Annotated in this window: 16 protein-coding genes and 1 pseudogene; 5 read left to right on the top strand and 12 right to left on the bottom strand. The window is 71.7% G+C overall.

The genetic code is table 11. The annotated features are described in order from the left end of the window. Window positions 1-9 precede the first annotated feature (9 nt). The 3 genes from ABZ565_RS05980 to ABZ565_RS05990 form a co-directional block, all read right to left on the bottom strand. Window positions 10-747 (bottom strand): MgtC/SapB family protein, encoded by a 738-nt coding sequence (locus ABZ565_RS05980; protein WP_361020898.1) that lies wholly within the window; start codon window positions 745-747, stop codon window positions 10-12. A gap of 162 nt (window positions 748-909) precedes the next feature. Beyond that, window positions 910-2,025, bottom strand: a complete 1,116-nt coding sequence (locus ABZ565_RS05985; RefSeq protein WP_361020900.1) for a lytic polysaccharide monooxygenase — start codon at window positions 2,023-2,025, stop codon at window positions 910-912. Between the two features lie 191 nt (window positions 2,026-2,216). After that, entirely contained in the window at window positions 2,217-3,239 is a 1,023-nt protein-coding gene (locus tag ABZ565_RS05990; protein ID WP_361020902.1) for a LacI family DNA-binding transcriptional regulator, read from the bottom strand. A gap of 242 nt (window positions 3,240-3,481) precedes the next feature. Here ABZ565_RS05990 and ABZ565_RS05995 point away from each other — a divergent pair, with 242 nt between their 5' ends. Both ABZ565_RS05995 and ABZ565_RS06000 read left to right on the top strand, forming a co-directional pair. Continuing rightward, window positions 3,482-4,870 (top strand): cellulase family glycosylhydrolase, encoded by a 1,389-nt coding sequence (locus tag ABZ565_RS05995; RefSeq protein WP_361020904.1) that lies wholly within the window; start codon window positions 3,482-3,484, stop codon window positions 4,868-4,870. A gap of 285 nt (window positions 4,871-5,155) precedes the next feature. After that, window positions 5,156-5,740 carry a TetR-like C-terminal domain-containing protein gene (locus ABZ565_RS06000; protein WP_361020906.1) on the top strand — a complete coding sequence of 195 codons (585 nt, stop codon included), beginning with the start codon at window positions 5,156-5,158 and terminating at the stop codon, window positions 5,738-5,740. Between the two features lie 17 nt (window positions 5,741-5,757). Here the strand turns inward: ABZ565_RS06000 and ABZ565_RS06005 are convergent, their stop codons facing one another. From ABZ565_RS06005 to ABZ565_RS06035, 7 genes and pseudogenes are all read right to left on the bottom strand, one after another. Then, the gene (locus ABZ565_RS06005) at window positions 5,758-5,940 is read right to left on the bottom strand and encodes a hypothetical protein (protein WP_361020908.1); all 183 of its coding nucleotides are present in this window, start codon (window positions 5,938-5,940) and stop codon (window positions 5,758-5,760) included. Window positions 5,941-5,987: 47 nt separating this feature from the next. After that, entirely contained in the window at window positions 5,988-6,443 is a 456-nt protein-coding gene (locus ABZ565_RS06010; protein ID WP_361021184.1) for a hypothetical protein, read from the bottom strand. Window positions 6,444-6,624: 181 nt separating this feature from the next. Next, window positions 6,625-6,777, bottom strand: a pseudogene (locus tag ABZ565_RS06015) (MerR family DNA-binding transcriptional regulator); the annotation flags it as partial. Between the two features lie 150 nt (window positions 6,778-6,927). After that, the gene (locus ABZ565_RS06020) at window positions 6,928-8,286 is read right to left on the bottom strand and encodes a GH1 family beta-glucosidase (protein ID WP_361020910.1); all 1,359 of its coding nucleotides are present in this window, start codon (window positions 8,284-8,286) and stop codon (window positions 6,928-6,930) included. Between the two features lie 20 nt (window positions 8,287-8,306). Next, window positions 8,307-9,215, bottom strand: a complete 909-nt coding sequence (locus ABZ565_RS06025; RefSeq protein ID WP_361020912.1) for a carbohydrate ABC transporter permease — start codon at window positions 9,213-9,215, stop codon at window positions 8,307-8,309. Continuing rightward, the gene (locus tag ABZ565_RS06030) at window positions 9,208-10,218 is read right to left on the bottom strand and encodes a sugar ABC transporter permease (RefSeq protein ID WP_361020914.1); all 1,011 of its coding nucleotides are present in this window, start codon (window positions 10,216-10,218) and stop codon (window positions 9,208-9,210) included. Before ABZ565_RS06030 ends, ABZ565_RS06025 begins: the two co-directional genes overlap by 8 nt. Before the next feature lie 10 nt (window positions 10,219-10,228). Further along, complete coding sequence (locus ABZ565_RS06035; protein ID WP_361020916.1) at window positions 10,229-11,542, bottom strand: sugar ABC transporter substrate-binding protein; 1,314 nt, start codon at window positions 11,540-11,542, stop codon at window positions 10,229-10,231. A 145-nt stretch (window positions 11,543-11,687) separates the two neighbouring features. Between ABZ565_RS06035 and ABZ565_RS06040 the strand changes: the two genes are divergently transcribed. Beyond that, window positions 11,688-13,046, top strand: a complete 1,359-nt coding sequence (locus tag ABZ565_RS06040) for an ROK family transcriptional regulator (protein WP_361020918.1) — start codon at window positions 11,688-11,690, stop codon at window positions 13,044-13,046. 32 nt (window positions 13,047-13,078) lie between these two features. On the opposite strand, the gene ABZ565_RS06045 is transcribed toward ABZ565_RS06040, so the two are convergent. Both ABZ565_RS06045 and ABZ565_RS06050 read right to left on the bottom strand, forming a co-directional pair. Next, window positions 13,079-14,170, bottom strand: a complete 1,092-nt coding sequence (locus ABZ565_RS06045) for a LacI family DNA-binding transcriptional regulator (protein WP_361020920.1) — start codon at window positions 14,168-14,170, stop codon at window positions 13,079-13,081. An 8-nt stretch (window positions 14,171-14,178) separates the two neighbouring features. Further along, window positions 14,179-16,713, bottom strand: a complete 2,535-nt coding sequence (locus ABZ565_RS06050; RefSeq protein ID WP_361020922.1) for a glycoside hydrolase family 3 C-terminal domain-containing protein — start codon at window positions 16,711-16,713, stop codon at window positions 14,179-14,181. A 180-nt stretch (window positions 16,714-16,893) separates the two neighbouring features. On the opposite strand from ABZ565_RS06050, the gene ABZ565_RS06055 reads away from it, so the two are divergent. After that, window positions 16,894-17,859 (top strand): hypothetical protein, encoded by a 966-nt coding sequence (locus ABZ565_RS06055; protein WP_361020924.1) that lies wholly within the window; start codon window positions 16,894-16,896, stop codon window positions 17,857-17,859. 121 nt (window positions 17,860-17,980) lie between these two features. Next, on the top strand, window positions 17,981-19,241 hold a 1,261-nt coding region (locus ABZ565_RS06060), incomplete at its 3' end, for a transglycosylase family protein (RefSeq protein ID WP_361020926.1).

Genomic DNA, 19,241 nt, shown 5'->3' on the forward strand with positions numbered 1-19,241 from the left:
GGGCCGGGCTCACTCGTCGTTGAGGTCGCTCCGGTTGCACGCCAGGACCCCGGCCGTGCCCGCCAGCCGTGCGGTCAGCGCGTCGGGGTCGCCGCGGCCCTGCACGCTCAGCGCGATCTCCACGGTCCCCTCGGCGTCCTGCGAGCGCCGCCGCCGGTATCTGCCGGAGCCGGAGAGCGTGGTCAGCTCGGACACGGCGAACCCGGTCTCCGTACAGTGGTTGACCAGCTCACGCAGGGCTCCGACGCCCTCGGTGTACGTGATGCGGTAGCCGACCGACGCGTTGCGCAGGGCGGGGAGCCGGTGGGCGAGGGGGCGTACCCCGTAGGACACCAGGAAGTAAGCGAGCGTGGCCAGCGTCGCGAGCACGGGCAGCCCGGCGCCGGCCGCGCAGCCCACGGCGGCGGTGAGCCAGATGGAGGCCGCCGTGGTCAGGCCCCGCACCGACCCCCGGTGGACGAAGATGACGCCGCCGCCGATGAAGCCGAGCCCGGAGACGATCTGGGCCGCGACCCGTGACGGGTCCAGCTCCACCTGGCCGGTCACCACGACGTCGGAGAAACCGAACTTGCTGACCAGCGTGAAGAGCGCGGCCCCGAGCCCGACGATCGTGTAGGTGCGCAGGCCGGCCGCCTTCTGGCGGATCTCACGCTCGATCCCGATCGCGCTCGACAGGACGAACGCGATGCCGAACTGCGCCGCGTGCGTCCAGTTCTGACCGAACGGTTCGTTGATGTCGAGTGCCACGCGGCCTCCCTGCCCGTCCGGCGGAACATGATCGGACAGAGTCCACCGTACCCGCCCATTCGGGGCCCGCAGGGGTGTGGCAGGGCGGTCACGGGTCAAGGGCACGGCAAGAAGGCGGCGGTTCCCGTGCCGCTCGGGAACCGCCGCCGTCCGCGTCAGGGGCTACGGGTTGACGCAGCCGATCGAGCCGACGGGGAAGTCATTGCCCGTCGAGGTCGCCGTGAAGCCGAAGGTGACGCTGCCGTCCGGCGGGATCGACCGGTTGTAGTCGGCGTTCTTCACCGTCAGCGTGCCGTCGGACGCGGTGCTCAGCACCCCGCTCCACACGCTGCTGACCTTGGTGCCGGTACCGGGCTTCCACTGCACGGCCCAGCCGTCGAGCGCCGTCGTGTTGTGGTTCATGACCTCGACGGACCCCTGGAAGCCGCCGCTCCAGGAGTTGGTCACCTTGTAGACGGCCATGCATCCCGCGTGCGGGTCGGTCGGGTCGGTCGGATCCGGCGTCGGGTCCGTCGGGTCCGGGGTCGGGTCGGTGGGGTCCGGGTCGGGCGTGCTGCCCGACCCGCGGATGCCGGTGACCTCGCCGTGCCCGCCGTCGAAGACGATGTCGGAGCAGGAGAAGAAGTTCTCCTGGCTGTCCGAGCGCACCCACTGGATGAACATCACCGCGTCACCCGAGCGGCCCGAGGGCAGGGTCAGGTCCCAGTAGTAGTGACCGCCGTCGGTGCCCGGCGAGCCCACCGCGGGCGGGTTGGTCACGGTCTGGATCAGATCGAGATCGTCCCAGCCCAGTTCGGTGGTGGGGGAGTACCCCGGCTTGGATACGTACACCCGGAAGGAACCGGGGTGCGCGGCCCAGTTGCTGTGGTCGACCTCGATCTTGGCGCCCGAGGTGAGGTGCGTACGGGGCCAGTCGCCGCGCGGCGCGTTGTAGCCGGTGAAGTTGTACGGGGAACGGTCGCCGGCGCTGCACAGCTTGCCGTCCGGGACGTAACCCTGGCCCCGGCCGCCCGCGTTGGAGTCGAGCACCGCGAACCAGTTGTACAGGGAGCTCGCGCCGCTCTCCGCGAGCGCGGCCTTGCACGCGGGGTTGGTCGGGTCCAGGGAGCCGGTGCTCGTTTTGGCGTCCAGCCAGCAGAGGTAGGTGCGTGAGCCCGGCGACATGGTGACACCGTGGGCCTGCGCGCTGCTCTGCCCCAGCAGGGTGAAGGCGATACCGCCGAGCAGTGTCGCCAGCACCGCCGCCAGGGAGGCGAGTTGTGTTCTGCGTCGTGCCATGGTGTCTCCTTCTGCGGGTGCGGGGGCTGTGGGGGGAGACGGGGGAGGTGCGAGTGGGAGCGCTCCCATTTGTTCGTTGGTAGGGGACTGTAAGGGACGGTCGTGTCCCTGACAACCCTGTGGGCGGCATCGGCCGAAACGGGCCGCGGCTTGCGCATGCGCCAACAGCTGTTTACCAACTGTGCGGTGGATCAACCGGATTGACGCACCATCAGCCGCGTACGCAGGATGACGTGGTGCCAGGCGACCTTCGGCCGGCTCATCTCCTCCAGCAGCAGCCGTACCATCGCCCGGCCGATCTCCTCCATCGGCTGGCGGACCGTCGTCAGCGGCGGATCGGTCTGCTCCGCGAGCTCGAAGTCGTCGAAGCCGACCACCGCCACGTCCTCGGGGACCCGCCGCCCCGCCGCGCGCAGCGCGGCCAGCGCCCCGGCGGCCATGCTGTCCGACGCGGCGAACACCGCGTCGACCTCCGGGTGCCGCTCGATCAGGCGGACCATCGCGCGCTGCCCGCTGGCCTCGGTGAAGTCGCCCTGGGCGACCAGGGACGGCGGCTCGGCGCAGCCCGCCTCGCGCAGGGCCTCCCGGTAGCCGCGCAGCCGGCACTGGGCGACGTACATCTCGGGCGGACCGGCGATCGCGGCGATGGTCCTGCGCCCGCCGCGCACCAGGTGGCCGACCGCGTCCCGCGCCCCGCCAACGTTGTCGGCGTCCACGTAGGTGACCCGCTCGTCGCCCGAGCGCCGGCCGAGCAGCACCGTGGGCACCCCGGCGTCCGCGAGCATGTCCGGCAGCCGGTCCTCGGCGCTCACCGACATCAGCAGCACCCCGTCGACCCGGCCGCCGCGCACGTACTCCAGGAGCCGCTGCCGTTCGGTGTCCGTGCGGACGAGGGTGAGCAGCAGTTGCACGCCCCGCTCGTCCAGGGCGTCCCCGACCGCGCGCACGATCTCCGAGAAGAACGGCTCCCCGAACAGCCGCCAGTCCGTCTTCGTCATCACCAGGGCGACGGCGCCCGCGCGCTGTCCGGCCAGGGAGCGTGCGGCCAGGTTGGGCACGTAACCCAGCTCGTCGATGGCGCGCTGCACGGCGCGTCGGGTGGACTCCCGGACGCCCGCGGCGTTGTTGATCACTCGGGAGACCGTGCCCCGGCCCACCCCGGCGAGTGCCGCCACCTCTTCCAGCGTCGGCGTGCCGGAACCCCTGTTCAGCATGGACCACCCCCAAGAGCCACCGATCCTACGGCCCGGAGGGTGGGCGGCCGAAGGAGTCGGAGCAATTGACGGCGCTATCGGCTCCCAGTTCTGGGAGCGCTCCCAACTTTATTTGTGCATGACAGCGTCGGATGCCTATGCGTGGGCCCCGGCGGCGTGTACGGTCTCGGGCCGATGGGTTCTGGGAGCGCTCCCATCCAGTTGTTCCTCAGTTGTTCCCCTTTCGAACGAGGAGAAATGCTGTGAAACGCTTCTTGGCTCTACTGGCGGCCGGTGCCACGGGCATGGGCCTGATGGTCCTGGCCGGCCCCCCGGCGGCGGCCGCCACCGGATGCAAGGTGGAATACACGGTCGCCAGCCAGTGGGAGGGCGGCTTCCAGGGCGGGGTGAAGGTCACCAACCTCGGTGACTCCGTCAGCGGCTGGCAGCTCAAGTTCACGCTGCCCGGCTCGGGCCAGAAGGTGGTCCAGGGCTGGAACGCCACCTGGTCGCAGTCCGGCTCCACGGTCACCGCCGCCCCCGTCGACTGGAACCGCACCCTGGCCACCGGCGGCACGGCGGACCTGGGCTTCGTCGGCTCCTTCTCGGGCGCCAACCCGGCGCCCACGGGCTTCACGCTCAACGGTGTCGCCTGTACGGGCACGGTCGGCGGCGGGGGCGACGACGACGATCCGCCGCCCGCCACGGGTGACGGCACCCCGGTGGGGACCAACGGCCAGCTCCACGTCTGCGGCGTGAACCTGTGCAACCAGTACAACCGCCCGATCCAGCTGCGCGGCATGAGCACGCACGGCCTCCAGTGGTTCAGCCAGTGCTACAACAACGCGTCCCTGGACGCGCTGGCCAACGACTGGAAGGCGGACCTGCTGCGCACCGCCATGTATGTGCAGGAGGACGGCTACGAGACCGACCCGGCGGGCTTCACCAGCAAGGTCAACAGCCTGGTCGACATGGCCGAGGCCCGCGGCATGTACGCCCTGATCGACTTCCACACCCTCACGCCGGGCGACCCGAACTACAACCTGCAGCGCGCCAAGACCTTCTTCGCGTCCGTCGCCGCCCGTAACGCCTCGAAGAAGAACGTGATCTACGAGATCGCCAACGAGCCCAACGGCGTGAGCTGGGCCGGCATCAAGAGCTACGCCGAGCAGGTCATCCCGGTCATCCGGGCCGCCGACCCCGACGCGGTCGTCATCGTCGGTACGCGCGGCTGGTCGTCCCTCGGTGTCTCGGACGGCTCCAACGAGAGCGAGGTCGTCAACAGCCCCGTCAACGCCACCAACATCATGTACGCGTTCCACTTCTACGCCGCCAGCCACAAGGACAACTACCGGGCGACGGTGAGCCGGGCCGCCTCGAAACTCCCGCTCTTCGTCACGGAGTTCGGCACGGTGAGCGCCACCGGTGGCGGCACGCTGGACCGGTCGAGCACCACTGCCTGGCTGGACCTCCTCGACCAGCTGAAGATCAGCTACGCGAACTGGACCTACTCGGACGCCAATGAGAGCAGTGCCGCCTTCAAGCCCGGCACCTGCGACGGCGGCGACTACAGCAGCAGCGGCGTGCTGACCGAGTCGGGCGCGCTGCTCAAGTCCCGGATCAGCACCCCGGACAACTTCCCCACCAGCTGATCCGCGAGACGCGGGGCCCCGGCGGCGGCCGGGGCCCCGCATCCGTGCGTCCACCGGCCGGACCTTGACACCCCGTCGACGGCGGCGAGACACTGGGATCACCCCTGGGAGAGCGCTCTCCCAGGCTTCCCGGCCGCCGCGTCGACCCACTGCCCGCTGTCGGCGCGGTACGGAGGCCCGCGGTGGTCACGGCTGGTCACGGCCAGCCGTGACCACCGCGGGCTCCTGTGTATATTCGGCGAGGCGAAGCCAAGGGGTCTGGGAAACACGTCGGCAGGGGTGGACATGGCGCGCGCGGGGCTCACGACCGAACGGGTCGTGGCGGCTGCGGCCGATCTGGCGGACTCGGCCGGCTTCGACAAGGTCACCATCTCCGCACTGGCCCGGGGCTTCGGCGTCAAGGACGCGAGCCTCTACTCCCATGTCAGGAACCTGGGCGACCTGCGGACCCGCGTCGCACTCCTGGCCGCCGAGGAGTTCATCGACCGGATCGAGGCGGCGGTGGCCGGCCGGGCCGGGAAGGACGCGCTGTTCGCGTTCGCCGACGCCTACCGGACCTTCGCGCTGGAGTGCCCCGGCCGGTACGCCGCCACGCGCTACCGCGTCGACCCCGCGATCGTCGCCGAGGCACCCGCGTACCACCGCACCCTCCGCACTACGTCCGCGATGCTGCGCGCGTACGGCCTGACCGACCCGGACCTCACCGACGCGGTACGGCTGCTGCGCAGCACCTTCCACGGCTTCACCGATCTGGAGGCCGAGGGCGGCTTCGAGGCCTCCCGGCCGGTGCAGGCCTCCTGGGAACACGCGGTCGAGGCACTGCACTTCCTGCTGTCGAACTGGGCGTCGGCGACCGGGGCGAAGGACTGACCTGCCCTCGGCTTCTCTCAAGGCATCCGGTGCATGCGGGAGAAGGTGACGGCGGCCTGGACCGCCAGTGCCACCGGCAGGGCCAGGAGAACGGCCCACGGGGCCACACCGACCGCAGCCAGGAGGCAGAGGACGGGGAGGGTGAGGAGTGTGGGGACGGCTGAGGCCAGCGTGATACGGATACGCGTTCGTCGGTTCATCACCGAGCTCCTTGAGGCAGATGCGGGTCGACCAGGGCGGGGATACGTCAGCCGGAGTTCCGGCGAGCGCGGTCCAGGTATGCGGCCGGCTCCCGCCAGTCCTCGGCGGGAGCAGCGGGTTCCCCCGGCATAACCGCCGGGTCGTCGTGCCAGGCGGCTTTCACTCCGGCGGAGATGCCGGCATCGCCGCCGGTGAACAACGCGCTGAGCTCATCCATCCGGGACACGATCCGGCGGACCTGTTGGTCGGTGGCGGGAGTTCCGGCCGTACGGAGCCGGTCCGCCCGGCGGTACAACTCGGGCCACTCGACTTCGAGCAGGTAATGCCGCGCGGGCCCCAGCGCCGCGGCACGGGTCCGCAGAACCCGCATCTGTTCGGAGTCCAGGTGGCGGTCGAGGGCGTGCTCGCCGTCCGGGTCGGCGCGGCCGATCGCCCGCAGCGCATCGACCAGGGCCGTGGCCGGCGAAGCCTGTCCGGCCGACAGCTCCACGTCGAGTCGCACGAGCCGGTCGCGCAGGGCACCGAGCGCCTCGATGGACGTCTCGACAGCGGCCAGGTGATCGCGGACCAGCCGCGTCGGATCGACACCCGCGTCGAGGCAGAGGCGATGGTGTCCAGCGCCGGCCCCGACTGCGGAGCGCCAGCACCTGGTACAGACGCGCGAGGTCGGCCTCGGTGTACTCCCTGTGTCCTCCCGCGGTGCGCCGGGAGGGGCTGAGCAGGCCGATGGTGTCCCAGTGGTGCAGGGTGCGTACGGTCAGCCCGCTGGCCTCCGCGAGGCGGCCCACTCGCCAGGATTCGCTCGTCGCTTCGCGCGTCATGGTTCCACGATGCATCCTTACACCGCGTGAGGTTCAAGCCGGAGACCTCATGAATTCCTGCCCGGGCTCGGCACGGGCGTCCCGACAGCTCACCGCCCCACCGCGAAACCCCCGGCGGCGGCGGTGGTCCGTCGCGGCCGGGGGCTGTCCGGGCGGGTGACCGGGTCAGGCGGCCTTGCGGGAGCGGGGAGCCGACGCTTCGCGGATCAGCTCCGCGTAGCGGCGGCCGCTGGTCTTGACCGTGCGGCGCTGGGTCGCGTAGTCGACGTGGACCAGGCCGAACCGCTTGTCGTAGCCGTACGCCCACTCGAAGTTGTCGAGGAGCGACCAGGCGAAGTAGCCGGCCAGCGGTACGCCCTTGCGGACGGCGCGGGCGCAGGCGGCGAGGTGTTCCTCCAGGTACTGCGTGCGCTCGGGGTCGTGCACGGACCCGTCCGGGAGTACGACGTCCTGGTAGGCGGAGCCGTTCTCCGTGACGTAGACGCGCTCGACGCCGTACTCCTCGGTCAGGCGCAGCAGCAGCTGCTCCAGGCCCTGTGCGTGCACCTCCCAGTCCATGTGGGTGTGGCGGGACCCGGGCAGGTACACCTGCTTGGCGTGCGGGACCGGGCCGGACGGGTCGGCGGTGACGACCTGGCGGAAGTAGTAGTTGACGCCCAGCCAGTCCAGCGGCGCGGAGATCAGCTCCATGTCGCCCTCCTGGACCGGGAGTTCGACGCCGTACAGGTCCACCATGTCCTGCGGGTAGCCGCGCCCGAGGATCGGGTCGAGCCACCAGCGGTTGGTGTGCCCGTCACCGCGCGCCGCCGCCGCCCTGTCGGCCTCGCGGTCGGTGGCCGCTTGCACGGGGCTGAGGTTGTTGACGATGCCGACCCGGGCGTCGGGGGAGATGCCGCGGATCGCCCGGACCGCCAGGCCGTGGCCCAGGTGCAGGTGGTAGGAGGCCCGGACGGCGGCGGTCAGGTCGGTGAGACCCGGTGCCATCGTGCCCTCCAGGTGGCCGATCCACGCCGAGCACAGGGGCTCGTTGAGGGTCGCCCAGTCCTTGACGCGGTCCCCGAGGCGTTCCACGACGACCGAGGCGTACGCGGCGAAGTGCTCCGCGGTCTCCCGGACGGTCCAGCCGCCCCGGTCCTGGAGGGCCTGCGGCAGGTCCCAGTGGTAGAGCGTGGCGAACGGGGTGATCCCGGCCTCCAGCAGCCCGTCCACCAGCCGGTCGTAGAAGTCGAGGCCGGCCGCGTTGACCGGTCCGTCGCCGCCGGGCACGATGCGCGGCCAGGCGAGCGAGAAGCGGTACGCGTTCGCGCCCACCTCCTTGATCAGCCCGATGTCCTCCGGGACCCGGTGGTAGTGGTCGCAGGCCACGTCGCCGGTGTCGCCGCCGGCCACCTTGCCCGGGGTGTGCGAGAAGGTGTCCCAGATGGAGGGGGCGCGGCCGTCCTCGGCCACGGCTCCCTCGATCTGGTAGGCGGCGGTGGCGACGCCCCAGGTGAAACCGGCCGGCAGGGCGCTGAGGTCGTTCACGGACTTCCTTTCCGGGGCGGTCACTTGACGGCTCCCGCGGTCAGGCCGGCCACCAGGTAGCGCTGGAGGAGCAGGAAGCCGGCGACGATCGGCACGCTGACGACGAGCGAGGCGGCCATGACCTGGTTCCAGTACACGTCGTTCTGGGTGGCGTAGCCCTGGAGGCCGACGGCCAGGGTGCGGGTGGTGTCGTTGGTCATGACGGAGGCGAAGAGGACCTCGCCCCAGGCCGTCATGAACGCGTACACGGCGACGGCCACGATGCCCGGCACGGCGGCCGGCACCACGACCCGGAACAGGGCGCGGATCGGCCCGCAGCCGTCGACGAGCGCGGCCTCGTCCAGGTCCCGGGGGATCGAGTCGAAGTAGCCGATGAGCATCCAGATGGAGAACGGCAGCGAGAACGTCAGATAGGTGAGGATCAGACCGCCGCGCGAGCCGTACAGGGCGACGCCCGTGCTGTTGCCGATGTTGACGAAGATCAGGAACAACGGCAGCAGGAAGAGGATGCCCGGGAACATCTGGGTGGAGAGCACCGTCACGGTGAACACGCGCTTGCCGCGGAACTTGTAGCGGCTCACCGCGTACGCCGAGAACACCGCGATGATCACCGAGAGGACCGTCGCAGCGCCCGCCACGATCAGCGAGTTCACGAAGTAGCGGGCCAGCGGGACGGTGTCCCAGATGTCGATGTAGGGCTTCACGGTCAGCCCCGACGGGATCCAGTGGAACTTCCCCGACACGTCCTGAAGCGGCTTCAGCGAGCTGCTGATCATCACGTACACGGGCAGCAGGACGAAGGCGGTCAGAAAGGTCAGGATGGCCCGGCGGATCCACAGGAAGGACTGCGGCGCTGCCATCGGGGAACGGTGGCGCGAGCGCCCTGTCGTCTTGGCGGGCAGCACGGACGGCTGGGCAGGGCTAGGCATCGGCACCCTTCCTTCCGCGTGAGGTGATGAACAGGTAGACGGCCGTCACGACCAGCAGGAACAGCAGCAGCAGCACGGACATCGCGGAGCCGGTGCCGAAGTTCCAGGTGACGAACGAGGACTGGTAGATGTGGATCGAGATCAGGTCCGCGTTCTCCGGTGCGGCCTTCCCGAACAGCACGTACGGGGTGTTGAAGTCGTTGAACGTCCACAGGAAGAGGACGAGCACCAGGACCTGGTTGACCGGGCGCAGCGAGGGCAGCGTGATCTTGCGGATCTGCTGCCAGATGCCGGCGCCGTCGATCGAGGCGGCCTCGTACAGCTCGCGCGGGATGTTCTGGAGCCCGGCCATCACGATCAGGAAGGCGAAGGGCCAGCCCTTCCAGACCGAGACGATGATCAGCGCGTAGATGCTGTTGTCCCCGATCAGCCAGAACGACGGCTGGTCGGTGAGCCCGAGCTGGTCGTGGAGCACGTGATTGACCAGGCCGTTGTCGCGCTGGAACATGAAGGCCCAGGTGATCACGGCCGCGTAGACCGGCAGGGCGTACGGGACGAGGAAGATCGCCCGCAGGAAGCCCCTGCCGCGGAAGTTCTCCTGCAGCATGATCGCCGCCGCGACCCCGAACAGCCATGCCAGGCCGACGGCGAAGAACGTGAAGACGCAGGTGACGAAGAACGAGTGGAGCAGTGCCTCGCCGATCGGGGCGTTGACGTCGACGGCGATCTTGTAGTTGTCGAAGCCACTCCAGGGCGCCCCGCCCCAGTTGTTGATGTAGAACTGCGTGAACTGGCGGAAGCTCATCACGATTCCGATGATCATTGGAATCACATGGACGAGGAGTTCGAGCAGGACGGCCGGCAGGAGCAGGAGGTAGGGCAGTCCGCCCTGGCGGATCCGGTCGGGGATGCGCGGCAGTCTCCCGCGCACACCCCCGCTGCCCCGGCTCGTCACCCTGTCCGACTTTTCCTGCAGGCTGTCGGTGGTCACGGTGGCGGTCATGAAGGGTGCCTTACTGCTGCATCGTCTGCTGGGCCTTTTCCAGGCGCGCCTTGACGGATTCGGTGGTCACGGGGCGGCCGGCCGCCGCGTCGGCCCACAGCTCCTTGACCGCGGTGCCGACGGCGGTCTCGAACTGCGACTCGTTGGGGACCTGCGGCAGCGGAGCCGCGCTCTTGGCCAGCGTGTCGCGCAGGACCGCGAGGTCGGGCGCCGAGAACGCCTCGTCCGCCTGGGCGGTCTTGACCGGCGGGATCGAGCCGTAGGTCTTGTTGAGCAGCTTCTGCTCGGCGTCGCTCGTCATGAACTTCACGAACTTCTTGGCGCCGTCGAGGTTCTTGGTGTTCTTGAACACCGCCATGTTGATGCCGGCGACCATGGAGTTGGTGTTCTCGCCCGTGCCGGGCGTGCCGGAGGGGACGGGGACGGGGGCGGCGCCCCACTCCTCGGGCTTCATGCCCTGCGCGGCGAAGGTGGATGCGGCGGCCTGCCACAGCACCATGGCGGTCTTGCCCTTGGCGAAGTCCGTCAGGGACTGGTTCTGGGCGTACTCCGCGTTGCCCGGGGCGATGATCTTGTCCTTGGCCATGAAGTCGATGTACTGCTTCACGGCCGCGACCGCGCCGTCCGATGTGAAGGTCGGCTTGCCCTCGGCGTCGAAGAAGTCGGCGCCGTGCTGCTGGCCCAGGACGAACGTCTGGTGGATGTTGTTGGAGAGGTTGGAGCCCTCGGCGCCCAGCCCCCACTTGCCGTTCTTGGAGAGCTTCTTGCCGTCCGCGACCAGCTCGTCCCAGGTGGCCGGGGGCTTCTCGATCCCGGCCTCGGCGAAGCTCTTCTTGTTGTAGTAGAGGGCGTACGCGAGTGAGTACAGCGGGACTGCGGCGGGGTCCTTGCCCTCCGCGCCGGCCGAGGCGACCGCGGAGTCGACGAACCGGTCACGGCCGCCGATCGCGTCGAAGTTCTCCTTGCTCCAGGGGAGCAGCGCGCCGGTCGCCTGGAGCGAGGCCGTCCAGGTGTTGCCGATGTTGAGGACGTCCGGGCCCTGGCCCGACGTGGTGGCGGCGAGGATCCGGTTGAGCAGGTCGGCCCACGGCACGACCTCCAGCTTGACCTTGATCCCGGTCTCCTTCTCGAACTTCTTCAGCTCGGGAGTCAGGATCTTCTTGTCGGCCTCGATGCTGGGGCCCTGGTTGGAGGCCCAGTACGTGAGGGTCTTGGGCGAATCGTTGCTGCCGCCGCCCGAGGACGTACCGCCTCCGCAGCCGGTGACGCCGGCGGCTATGGAGATCGCGAGGGTGACGGCTGCCGCGGCTCTGATGGTGCGCATACGGGATGGCCCCTTTCCGGGGAGGAAGGCTGTGTTCGAGACCCGAACGACCTTCAGGGCTTAATTTATGACGTGATTTAAGAGGTGAGGGAAGGTCGCGTCAAGTCCCGGGGTCGCGGTATGTTTCCGCCAGGGAAGGAGCCACATGGCTGAGCGCAACAGACGGACCGTGCGTGACCTGCGACGCGGCAACCGGTCGCGGGTATTGCAACGGTTGTATTTCGACGGCCCGCTGAGCCGCCAGGAGCTCGGTCCCGCGACCGGGCTGAGTTCGGGTTCCATCAGCAACGTCGTCGCGGAACTCTCCGCGGAGAACCTGCTGGAGGAGGCCGGTGTCGTGGACTCCGACGGCGGCCGCCCCCGCACCCTGCTGCGCGTCGCCCCCGGCGGCGGCCTCCTCGTCGGCATCGACATCGGTGAGACCCGGATCAGGGTGGAGCTCTTCGATCTCTCCCTGACCGAGCTCGCCCGCACCGAGCGGCTGCTCGCCCAGCACGGTTACGACGTGGACCGCATCGTCGGCCATGTCCGCAGCGGCGTCGCCGACGTGCTGCGGGACGCCGGTGCCGACCCGCACCGGCTGCTCGGCATCGGAATCGGCGTCCCCGGCATCATCGAGCGCCATGCGCCCGACGGCGTCGTCGGCGACGTGGGCTCCGTCGTCCACGGCCAGACCATCGACTGGAGCGCCGTCCCCTTCGAGCGGCTGCTCCGGGACGCCGTGCGGGTGCCGCCCGAGGTCCCGTTCTTCATCGACAACGGCGCCAAGACGCTCGGCCAGGCCGAGATGTGGTTCGGCGGCGGGCGGGGCGCGGGCGCCTCCGCGATCGCCCTCATCGGTTCCGGCGTCGGCGCCTGCGTCAACCACGGCGACCTGCTGGACGAGGACCGCAGCAGCCAGGCCCTGGAGTGGGGCCACAGCACCGTGCAGCTGCGCGGCCGGCGCTGCCGCTGCGGCTCGATCGGCTGCCTGGAGGCGTACGCGGGCGCCGAGGCGATGCGCGAGCGCTGGCAGGAGGCGGGGGGCCCACTGCCCGCCGACGCCGACGACGAGACCGCGCTCGCCGCGCTCCTCGCCGCCGCCTACCCGCCCCCCGGGGCCGAACCCGACCCGGTGGCGGTCGCGCTGCTGGACGAGACGGCCGAATGCCTGGGCGCCGCGCTGGGCGACCTGATCAACCTCTTCCTGCCCGAGCGCATCCTGCTCGGCGGCTGGGCGGGCCTCCTCATCGGCCCGCACCTGCTGCCCGACATCCGGCGGTACGCCCAGGAGTACGCGCTGAAGCACGCCGCGGCCCGGACCACCATCGAGATGGGCCGCCTCGGCCCGGACGCGGTCACGGTCGGCGCGGCGACCCTGCCCCTGGCCGACTTCCTGGCCCGCGGCGGCAGCCGCCCCTCACCGGCACCCCGGACCGGCCCCGCGGCACCGGCGCTCCGGACCCCGGCGGACGCCGTGCGCAGCAGGGAACGGCCCAGGACGGGGCAGGGCGCGGCCGGGTGAGCGGGCTTTCGGCCGGACTGCGGGAGCGGGCCCTACGCCGAGTCCCGCACCACCAGCGAGGGTTCGAAGATCACGGATGTCGCGGCACCCTCCGGCTTGCCCAGCCGCTCGATCAGCAGCCGGGCCATCTCGGCGGCCATCGCCTCAACCGGCTGGCGGACCGTGGTGAGCGGCGGACGGCAGGCCAGGGCCGCGCTGCTGTCGTCGAAGCCGATCACCGCGACGTCCTCCGGGACCCGCTTGCCGCGCTCCCGCAGGACGTGGCAGGCACCCGTGGCCATCAGGTCGTTGGCCGCGAACACCCCGTCCAGGTCCGGGTGCTCGGCCAGCAGCCGCTCCATCGCGGACTCGCCGCTCTCCTGCGTGAACCGTCCCTCGGCGATCGCGATGTAGGGGTGCCCGTTCTGCGTCATCGCGTCCCGGAAGCCGGCCAGCCGCTCCTGCACCGCGGGCACGTCGAGCGGTCCGGTGATGGTCGCGATCCGGCGGCAGCCCCGGGCCAGCAGATGCTCGGCGGCCAGCCGCGCGCCGTCCTGGTGGGCGACGTCGACATAGCTGATCCGGGCCGCGCGCGCCGGGCGCGCGTACAGCACGGCGGGCAACCCCGCGTCCGTCAGCATGCCCGGCAGCGGGTCCTCCGCGTGCGTCGAGACGACCAGCGCGCCGTCGGCGCTGCCCTGACGCAGGAACGCCACCACGTCCTCCCGCGCCCGTGACGTCTCGGCGAACATCAGGACCGGGTGCATCCCGCGCGGCCGCAGGTAGTTGACGACACCGGTCACCACCCGCCCGAAGAACGGGTCGGCGAAGACCTGCCCGGTGAACGAGGCCCCCGCGCCCCCGTCCGCCTCGTCCGGCGCGGTGTCCTCCTCCGCCTCCGGCTCGACACCCGCGCCGGACACCACCAGCGCGATGGCGTCGGTGCGCCGGGTCACCAGCGAGCGTGCCGCCCGGTTGGGCGCGTAGCCGGTGGAGGCGACCGCGCGGCGCACCGCCTCCTGGATCACCGGGTCGACATTCCGTACGCCGTTGATCACCCGGGAGACGGTGGCGCGGGAAACGCCGGCCGCCCTCGCTACGTCCTCAAGGGTGGGAGTTCCGGCCGGTCGCAGATCATCCGTCATGAGCGCATTTATAGCATCAGCGGAGAGCGCTCTCCATCGTGCTCCGAACCGTTACCGGATCCTTTCCCGGCCGAGTCCGCACCCGGCCGCGCCGCGACCTCCGCGGTCAGCGGCAGATCGCCCGCGGAACGGCCCCCGAGCAGCGTGAACGCACCGGCCTCCGTCTCCCACCCACGCCCCCCGGGTGACCAGTGGGCCAGCGCCCGCCCGTCCACCCGGACCACCGCGACCGTGCTCTCCCCGGGCTCCGCCTCGACCGCCGCGTAACCGATGAGCTTGCGCACCGGCCGCTCCACGGCGGAACCGCCGCGCGCCAGGTAGACCTGCACCACCTCACGCCCGCGCCGCCGTCCGGTGTTCCGCACCCGCACCCGCACGTCGAACGGCTCCCCGGCCCGCACCGCCGCCGGGGCCGTCAGCTCCTCGTACGCCCAGCCGGTGTACCCGAGCCCGTGGCCGAACCAGTACGCCGGAGCGGCCCCCGACCGCAGCCAGGCCCGGTAACCGATGTGCGGGCCCTCCGCGTAGTGCAGCCGCCCGTCCGCATCGGGCGCGGTCCCGAGCACCGGTACGTCGTCCTGGGCGGCGGCCCAGGTGGTCGGCAGCCGGCCGCCGGGCTCGGCGCGCCCGAGCAGCATGTCGGCCAGCCCGTCCCCCGCCTCCTGGCCCGGGAACCAGGCGAGCAGCAGCGCGGGCACCCGGGTGTGCCAGGGCAGGGCGACCGGGCCACCGGCGTTGACCACGACGACGGTGCGCGGGTTGGCCCGCACCACCGCCCGCACCAGCGCGTCCTGGCCCTCCGGCAGGTCGAGGCTCTCGCGGTCGTGCCCCTCCGACTCGCTCTGCTCCGTCGTGCCCACGACCACCACCGCGACGTCGGCCGCGCGTGCGGCGGTGACCGCTTTGGCGAGCGCGGCGGCCGCGTCGCCGGCGGGCGGGGCGGCGGCGAGGACCGTCGCGACCCCCGTTCCCGGGGCGAGCGAGCGGAGCGCGACCACCTCCACCTCACGGCCCGCCGTCAGTTCCACGCGGACCGTGTGCAGCGGCGGGGCGACGTGCACCCGGGTCGGGTCGTCGCTGTCCAGCGGGAAGGTGCCGGACAGCACCTCCCGGCCGTCGACGGAGAGCGAGATGTCGCCCCAGCCGCCGACCGCCCAGGTCCACATGCCGCTCTCGGCGGGCCGGTACAGGGCCCGGACCTCCACCGCGGCGGCGCCCTCGGCCGGAACGGACGGCTCCACGATCCGCCCGGACAGCCGGTGCTCCGCGTGGAGTTCGGCACCGCGCGCGTCGAGCAGCCGCACGAGCACCCCGGGCTCGCCGTCGCGCGGATCGCGTGCCCGGTCGCGCCCGAGCGGTTCGGGCCGGCCGGACGGGGGAAGGCCCGGCCGGTACGTCACCGCCGCCACCCCGTCGAGCGCCCGCTCGATCCCGGCCAGCGGGGTCACCACGTGCTCGGGGAACACCTCCGCGCTGCCGCCGCCCTGGATGCGTACGGCGGTGGCGTGCGGACCGATGACCGCGACGGACGTCAGCGCCGCCGCGTCGAGTGGCAACAGCGCGCCCTCGTTGCGCAGGAGTACCGCCCCGGCCGAGACCGCGCGCCGCAGCAGGGCACGCGCGGCGCCCGGAGCCACCGGGGGGCGGTGAGCCGGGTGGCCGGACCGGTGCGCGGCCGGGCGGCCGCCACCGAGGGCGCCCACCCGGCGGGCCAGCCGCAGCAGTCTGCGTACCTTGTCGTGCACGACGCCGACGGGGACCAGCCCCTGTTCGAGCGCGGCGAGCAGGCCGGCCGCCCAGGGGCCGTCCGGACCGGGCATCGCCAGGTCCTGGCCGGAGCGGGCGGTCTCCAGCAGGGTGCGCACGCCTCCCCAGTCCGAGACCACGAGGCCGTCGAAGCCCCAGTCCTCCTTGAGAGGGTGCTCCAGGAGCGGGGACGCGGACATGGTGACGCCGTCGACCTTGTTGTACGCGGACATGACCGCCCAGACCCCGGCCGCGACGGCTTCCTCGAACGGGGCGAGATACACCTCGTGCAGGGTGCGTTCGTCCACGCGGACGTCGACGGTCAGCCGGTCCGTCTCGGCGTCGTTGCCGACGAAGTGCTTCGCGGTGGCGGCCACTCCGCCCGACTGGATGCCCCGGATGAGCGCCGCGCCGGTGCGGCCGGTGAGCAGCGGGTCCTCGGAGAAGCACTCGAAGTGCCGGCCGCCCAGCGGGGAGCGGTGCAGGTTGAGGGTGGGGGCCAGGAGCACGTCGACGCCCTTGCGCTGCGCCTCGACGGCGAGCAGTGCGCCCAGGTCGGTCAGCAGCCGTTCGTCCCAGGAGGCGGCGAGCGCGGTGGGGGAGGGGAGGACGAGCGAGGTCTCGCGTTCGTCCCAGGTCTCGCCCCGGACGCCGGCCGGGCCGTCGGAGAGGGTGAGCGCGCGCAGCCCGGCGGCCGGTTCGGCGTGTGTACGCCAGGTGCTGGCTCCGGTGAGCAGACGAACCTTCTGTGCCGCGTCGAGCTTGTCGAGCAGCGGTTCGGTCTCTTCGTCCGTCATGCGGCCATGCTCCTTCGCGCACCGCGCTCCCACATATCGGAGAGCGCTCTCCCGGCTGTCGCGCCCAGCGTCCCCGGTCGCCGCCGACCGTGTCAATGGGGGCCCTGCGCGGGCCGGTTGGAGCAGACCGGTCCAGGGGCGGGCCCTAGGATGCCCCCGGTCCTCGTCCTGGGGGGAAACATGAGAGCCATGCGCGTCACGGGCGTCGTCGCCCTCCTCGTACTCCTGGCCGCGTGCGGCGGCAACGGCCCCGGTCCGGAGCCGAGCGCGTCCGCATCGCCACCCGTGTCGGTCGGGCTGGAGAGCATCGGCAAGCCGGGGGACACCCGCCTCGGGCTGGCGATGCACCTCTCCAACGAGGGGCGCACCCGCCCCGGAGTCGTCGTACGGGTGCACATCGGGGCCGCCCGGCCCGGCGACCCCCTCCCGGACCTGGAGGAGAGGTCGGACGCGGGGTGGAAGGACATCGCGCTCACCGCCGACCGGGACGGGCGCGGTTCGGCCGGCGCGTTCCGGATGAACCTGCCGAAGGGCGGCCTGCTCGGCTTCCTGGACGTCACCCCGCACGCGGGACCCCGCATCGAGGGCGACGAACTCACGGTGGACGTCACCCTGACCGACGGTTCCCGGACACTCGCACGCGGCCACGGATCCGTGCGGCCGGCCACCCTGTCGCTCGACCGCGCCACCGTGGACGAGCCCGCCGCACTGGGGCACGGGCGCTGGGCCGAGGTGACGTACACGGCCGTCAACCACTCGCACAGCGCCTACCCGCAAGCCCAGGTCCAGGCCGAGTTCGGCGCCTGCGAGGCCGGACCCGACAACCCGGCCGAGGGGGCCGTCTGCTCCGGCTCGCGGCGCCATGCCGTCACCACCCGGCTGCGCACCCAGTGGTACGACGACGGCCGCTGGAAGGACGTGTCCGCGCCGGACGACGGCACCCCGCTCGCCGAGACGCTCACCCTGCCGTTGGGGGGTCTGCCCGAGGACTCCGGGCGGAAGGTCCGGCTCAGGTTCGCCGGAACCGGGGACCTCGACGGCAAGGACCGCCTGCTCACGCTCACGGCGCGGGTCAACGGCAAGGCCGTGGGCGCCTCGGAACGTTCCTTGGGAACCGCGCGGCCGCTGACCTTCGCCCTGGGCTGACCGCGCCGCGGCCGCGCTGCGCGACGATGGCCGAAACGTACCGTGGTCTTGTCATCACCCGCTGTCTGCACATAAGTTGACCGCTTGCGACATGTCCTACAGCCAGTGGGGGAGCCACGTCATGGCCGCGAACGGACGGCACCGCAGATACCAGCCGAGCCGCATCAACCGGGCTTCGCTCACCGTCACGGCAGGAGGGGCCGGCCTCGCCCTCCCGCTTCTCACGGCCGCCTCGGCGGGCGCCGCATCGGCGGACGTCTGGGAGAAGGTCGCCGCCTGCGAGTCCACCGGCAACTGGCACATCAACACCGGCAACGGCTACTTCGGCGGACTGCAGTTCACCCGTTCGACCTGGGCGGCCTACGGCGGCACGGTCTACGCGGCGCGCGCCGACCTCGCCACCAGGGACCAGCAGATCGCCATCGCCGAGAAGGTGCTGGAGGGCCAGGGCCCCGGCGCCTGGCCGGTCTGCTCCGGAAAGGCGGGCCTGACCCGGGGCGGCGCCACGCCCGACGTCAGCCCGCAGAGCGAGCGCACGGCGAGCGTCTCGACCCCGAAGAAGCCGGACCGCGCGACGTTGTCGTCCCGCCGGACGCAGACCGAGCGGGCCGCACCCGCGGCCTCCCCGACCACGGTGCCGGGCAAGCGCGATTCGTACACCGTGACGCCCGGCGACTCGCTCTCCGGGATCGCGTCCGACCAGCACCTCCAGGGCGGCTGGCAGCGGCTCTACGCGGCGAACCGCCGGGTCGTCGGCGACGACCCGGACCTCATCTTCCCCGGCCAGCGCCTGAGCTTGACAGGGACGCCCAGGACGGCCACGAAGGCCCCACCGAAGACCGCTTCGAAACCCGCGCCCAAGGCGACCCCGAAACCCGCTTCGAAACCCGCGCCCAAGGCGACCCCGAAGCCCGCTCCGAAACCCGAGCCGCAGCGGAAGCAGCAGGCCGAGCCGCAGCCGAAGAAGACGCAGCCGCAGCGGACCGAGACCCGCAGGACCCAGACGCGCAAGACGGAGCACGCGCAGAAGCACAGCGGGCTCACCGCTCCCGTCGTGGCCCGCACCGGCACCCCGTACCACCAGGCCGGTTCCTGGTCGAGCGGCTACCACACGGGCGTCGACTTCCCCGTCCCCACCGGCACCTCCGTCAAGGCGATGGCGGCCGGCACCGTCGTATCGGCGGGCTGGGCGGGACCGTACGGCTACCAGGTCGTCATCCGGCACGGCGACGGCAAGTACAGCCAGTACGCCCACCTGTCCTCGCTGCTCGTGCGCGGCGGGCAGCACGTCGGCGGCGGCCAGCGGATCGCCCGCTCCGGCGCCACCGGCAACGTCACAGGCCCGCACCTGCACTTCGAGGTCCGCACCGGCCCCGACTACG

Source organism: Streptomyces sp. NPDC016469 (assembly GCF_040632905.1).
In the GTDB taxonomy this organism is placed as follows: domain Bacteria; phylum Actinomycetota; class Actinomycetes; order Streptomycetales; family Streptomycetaceae; genus Streptomyces.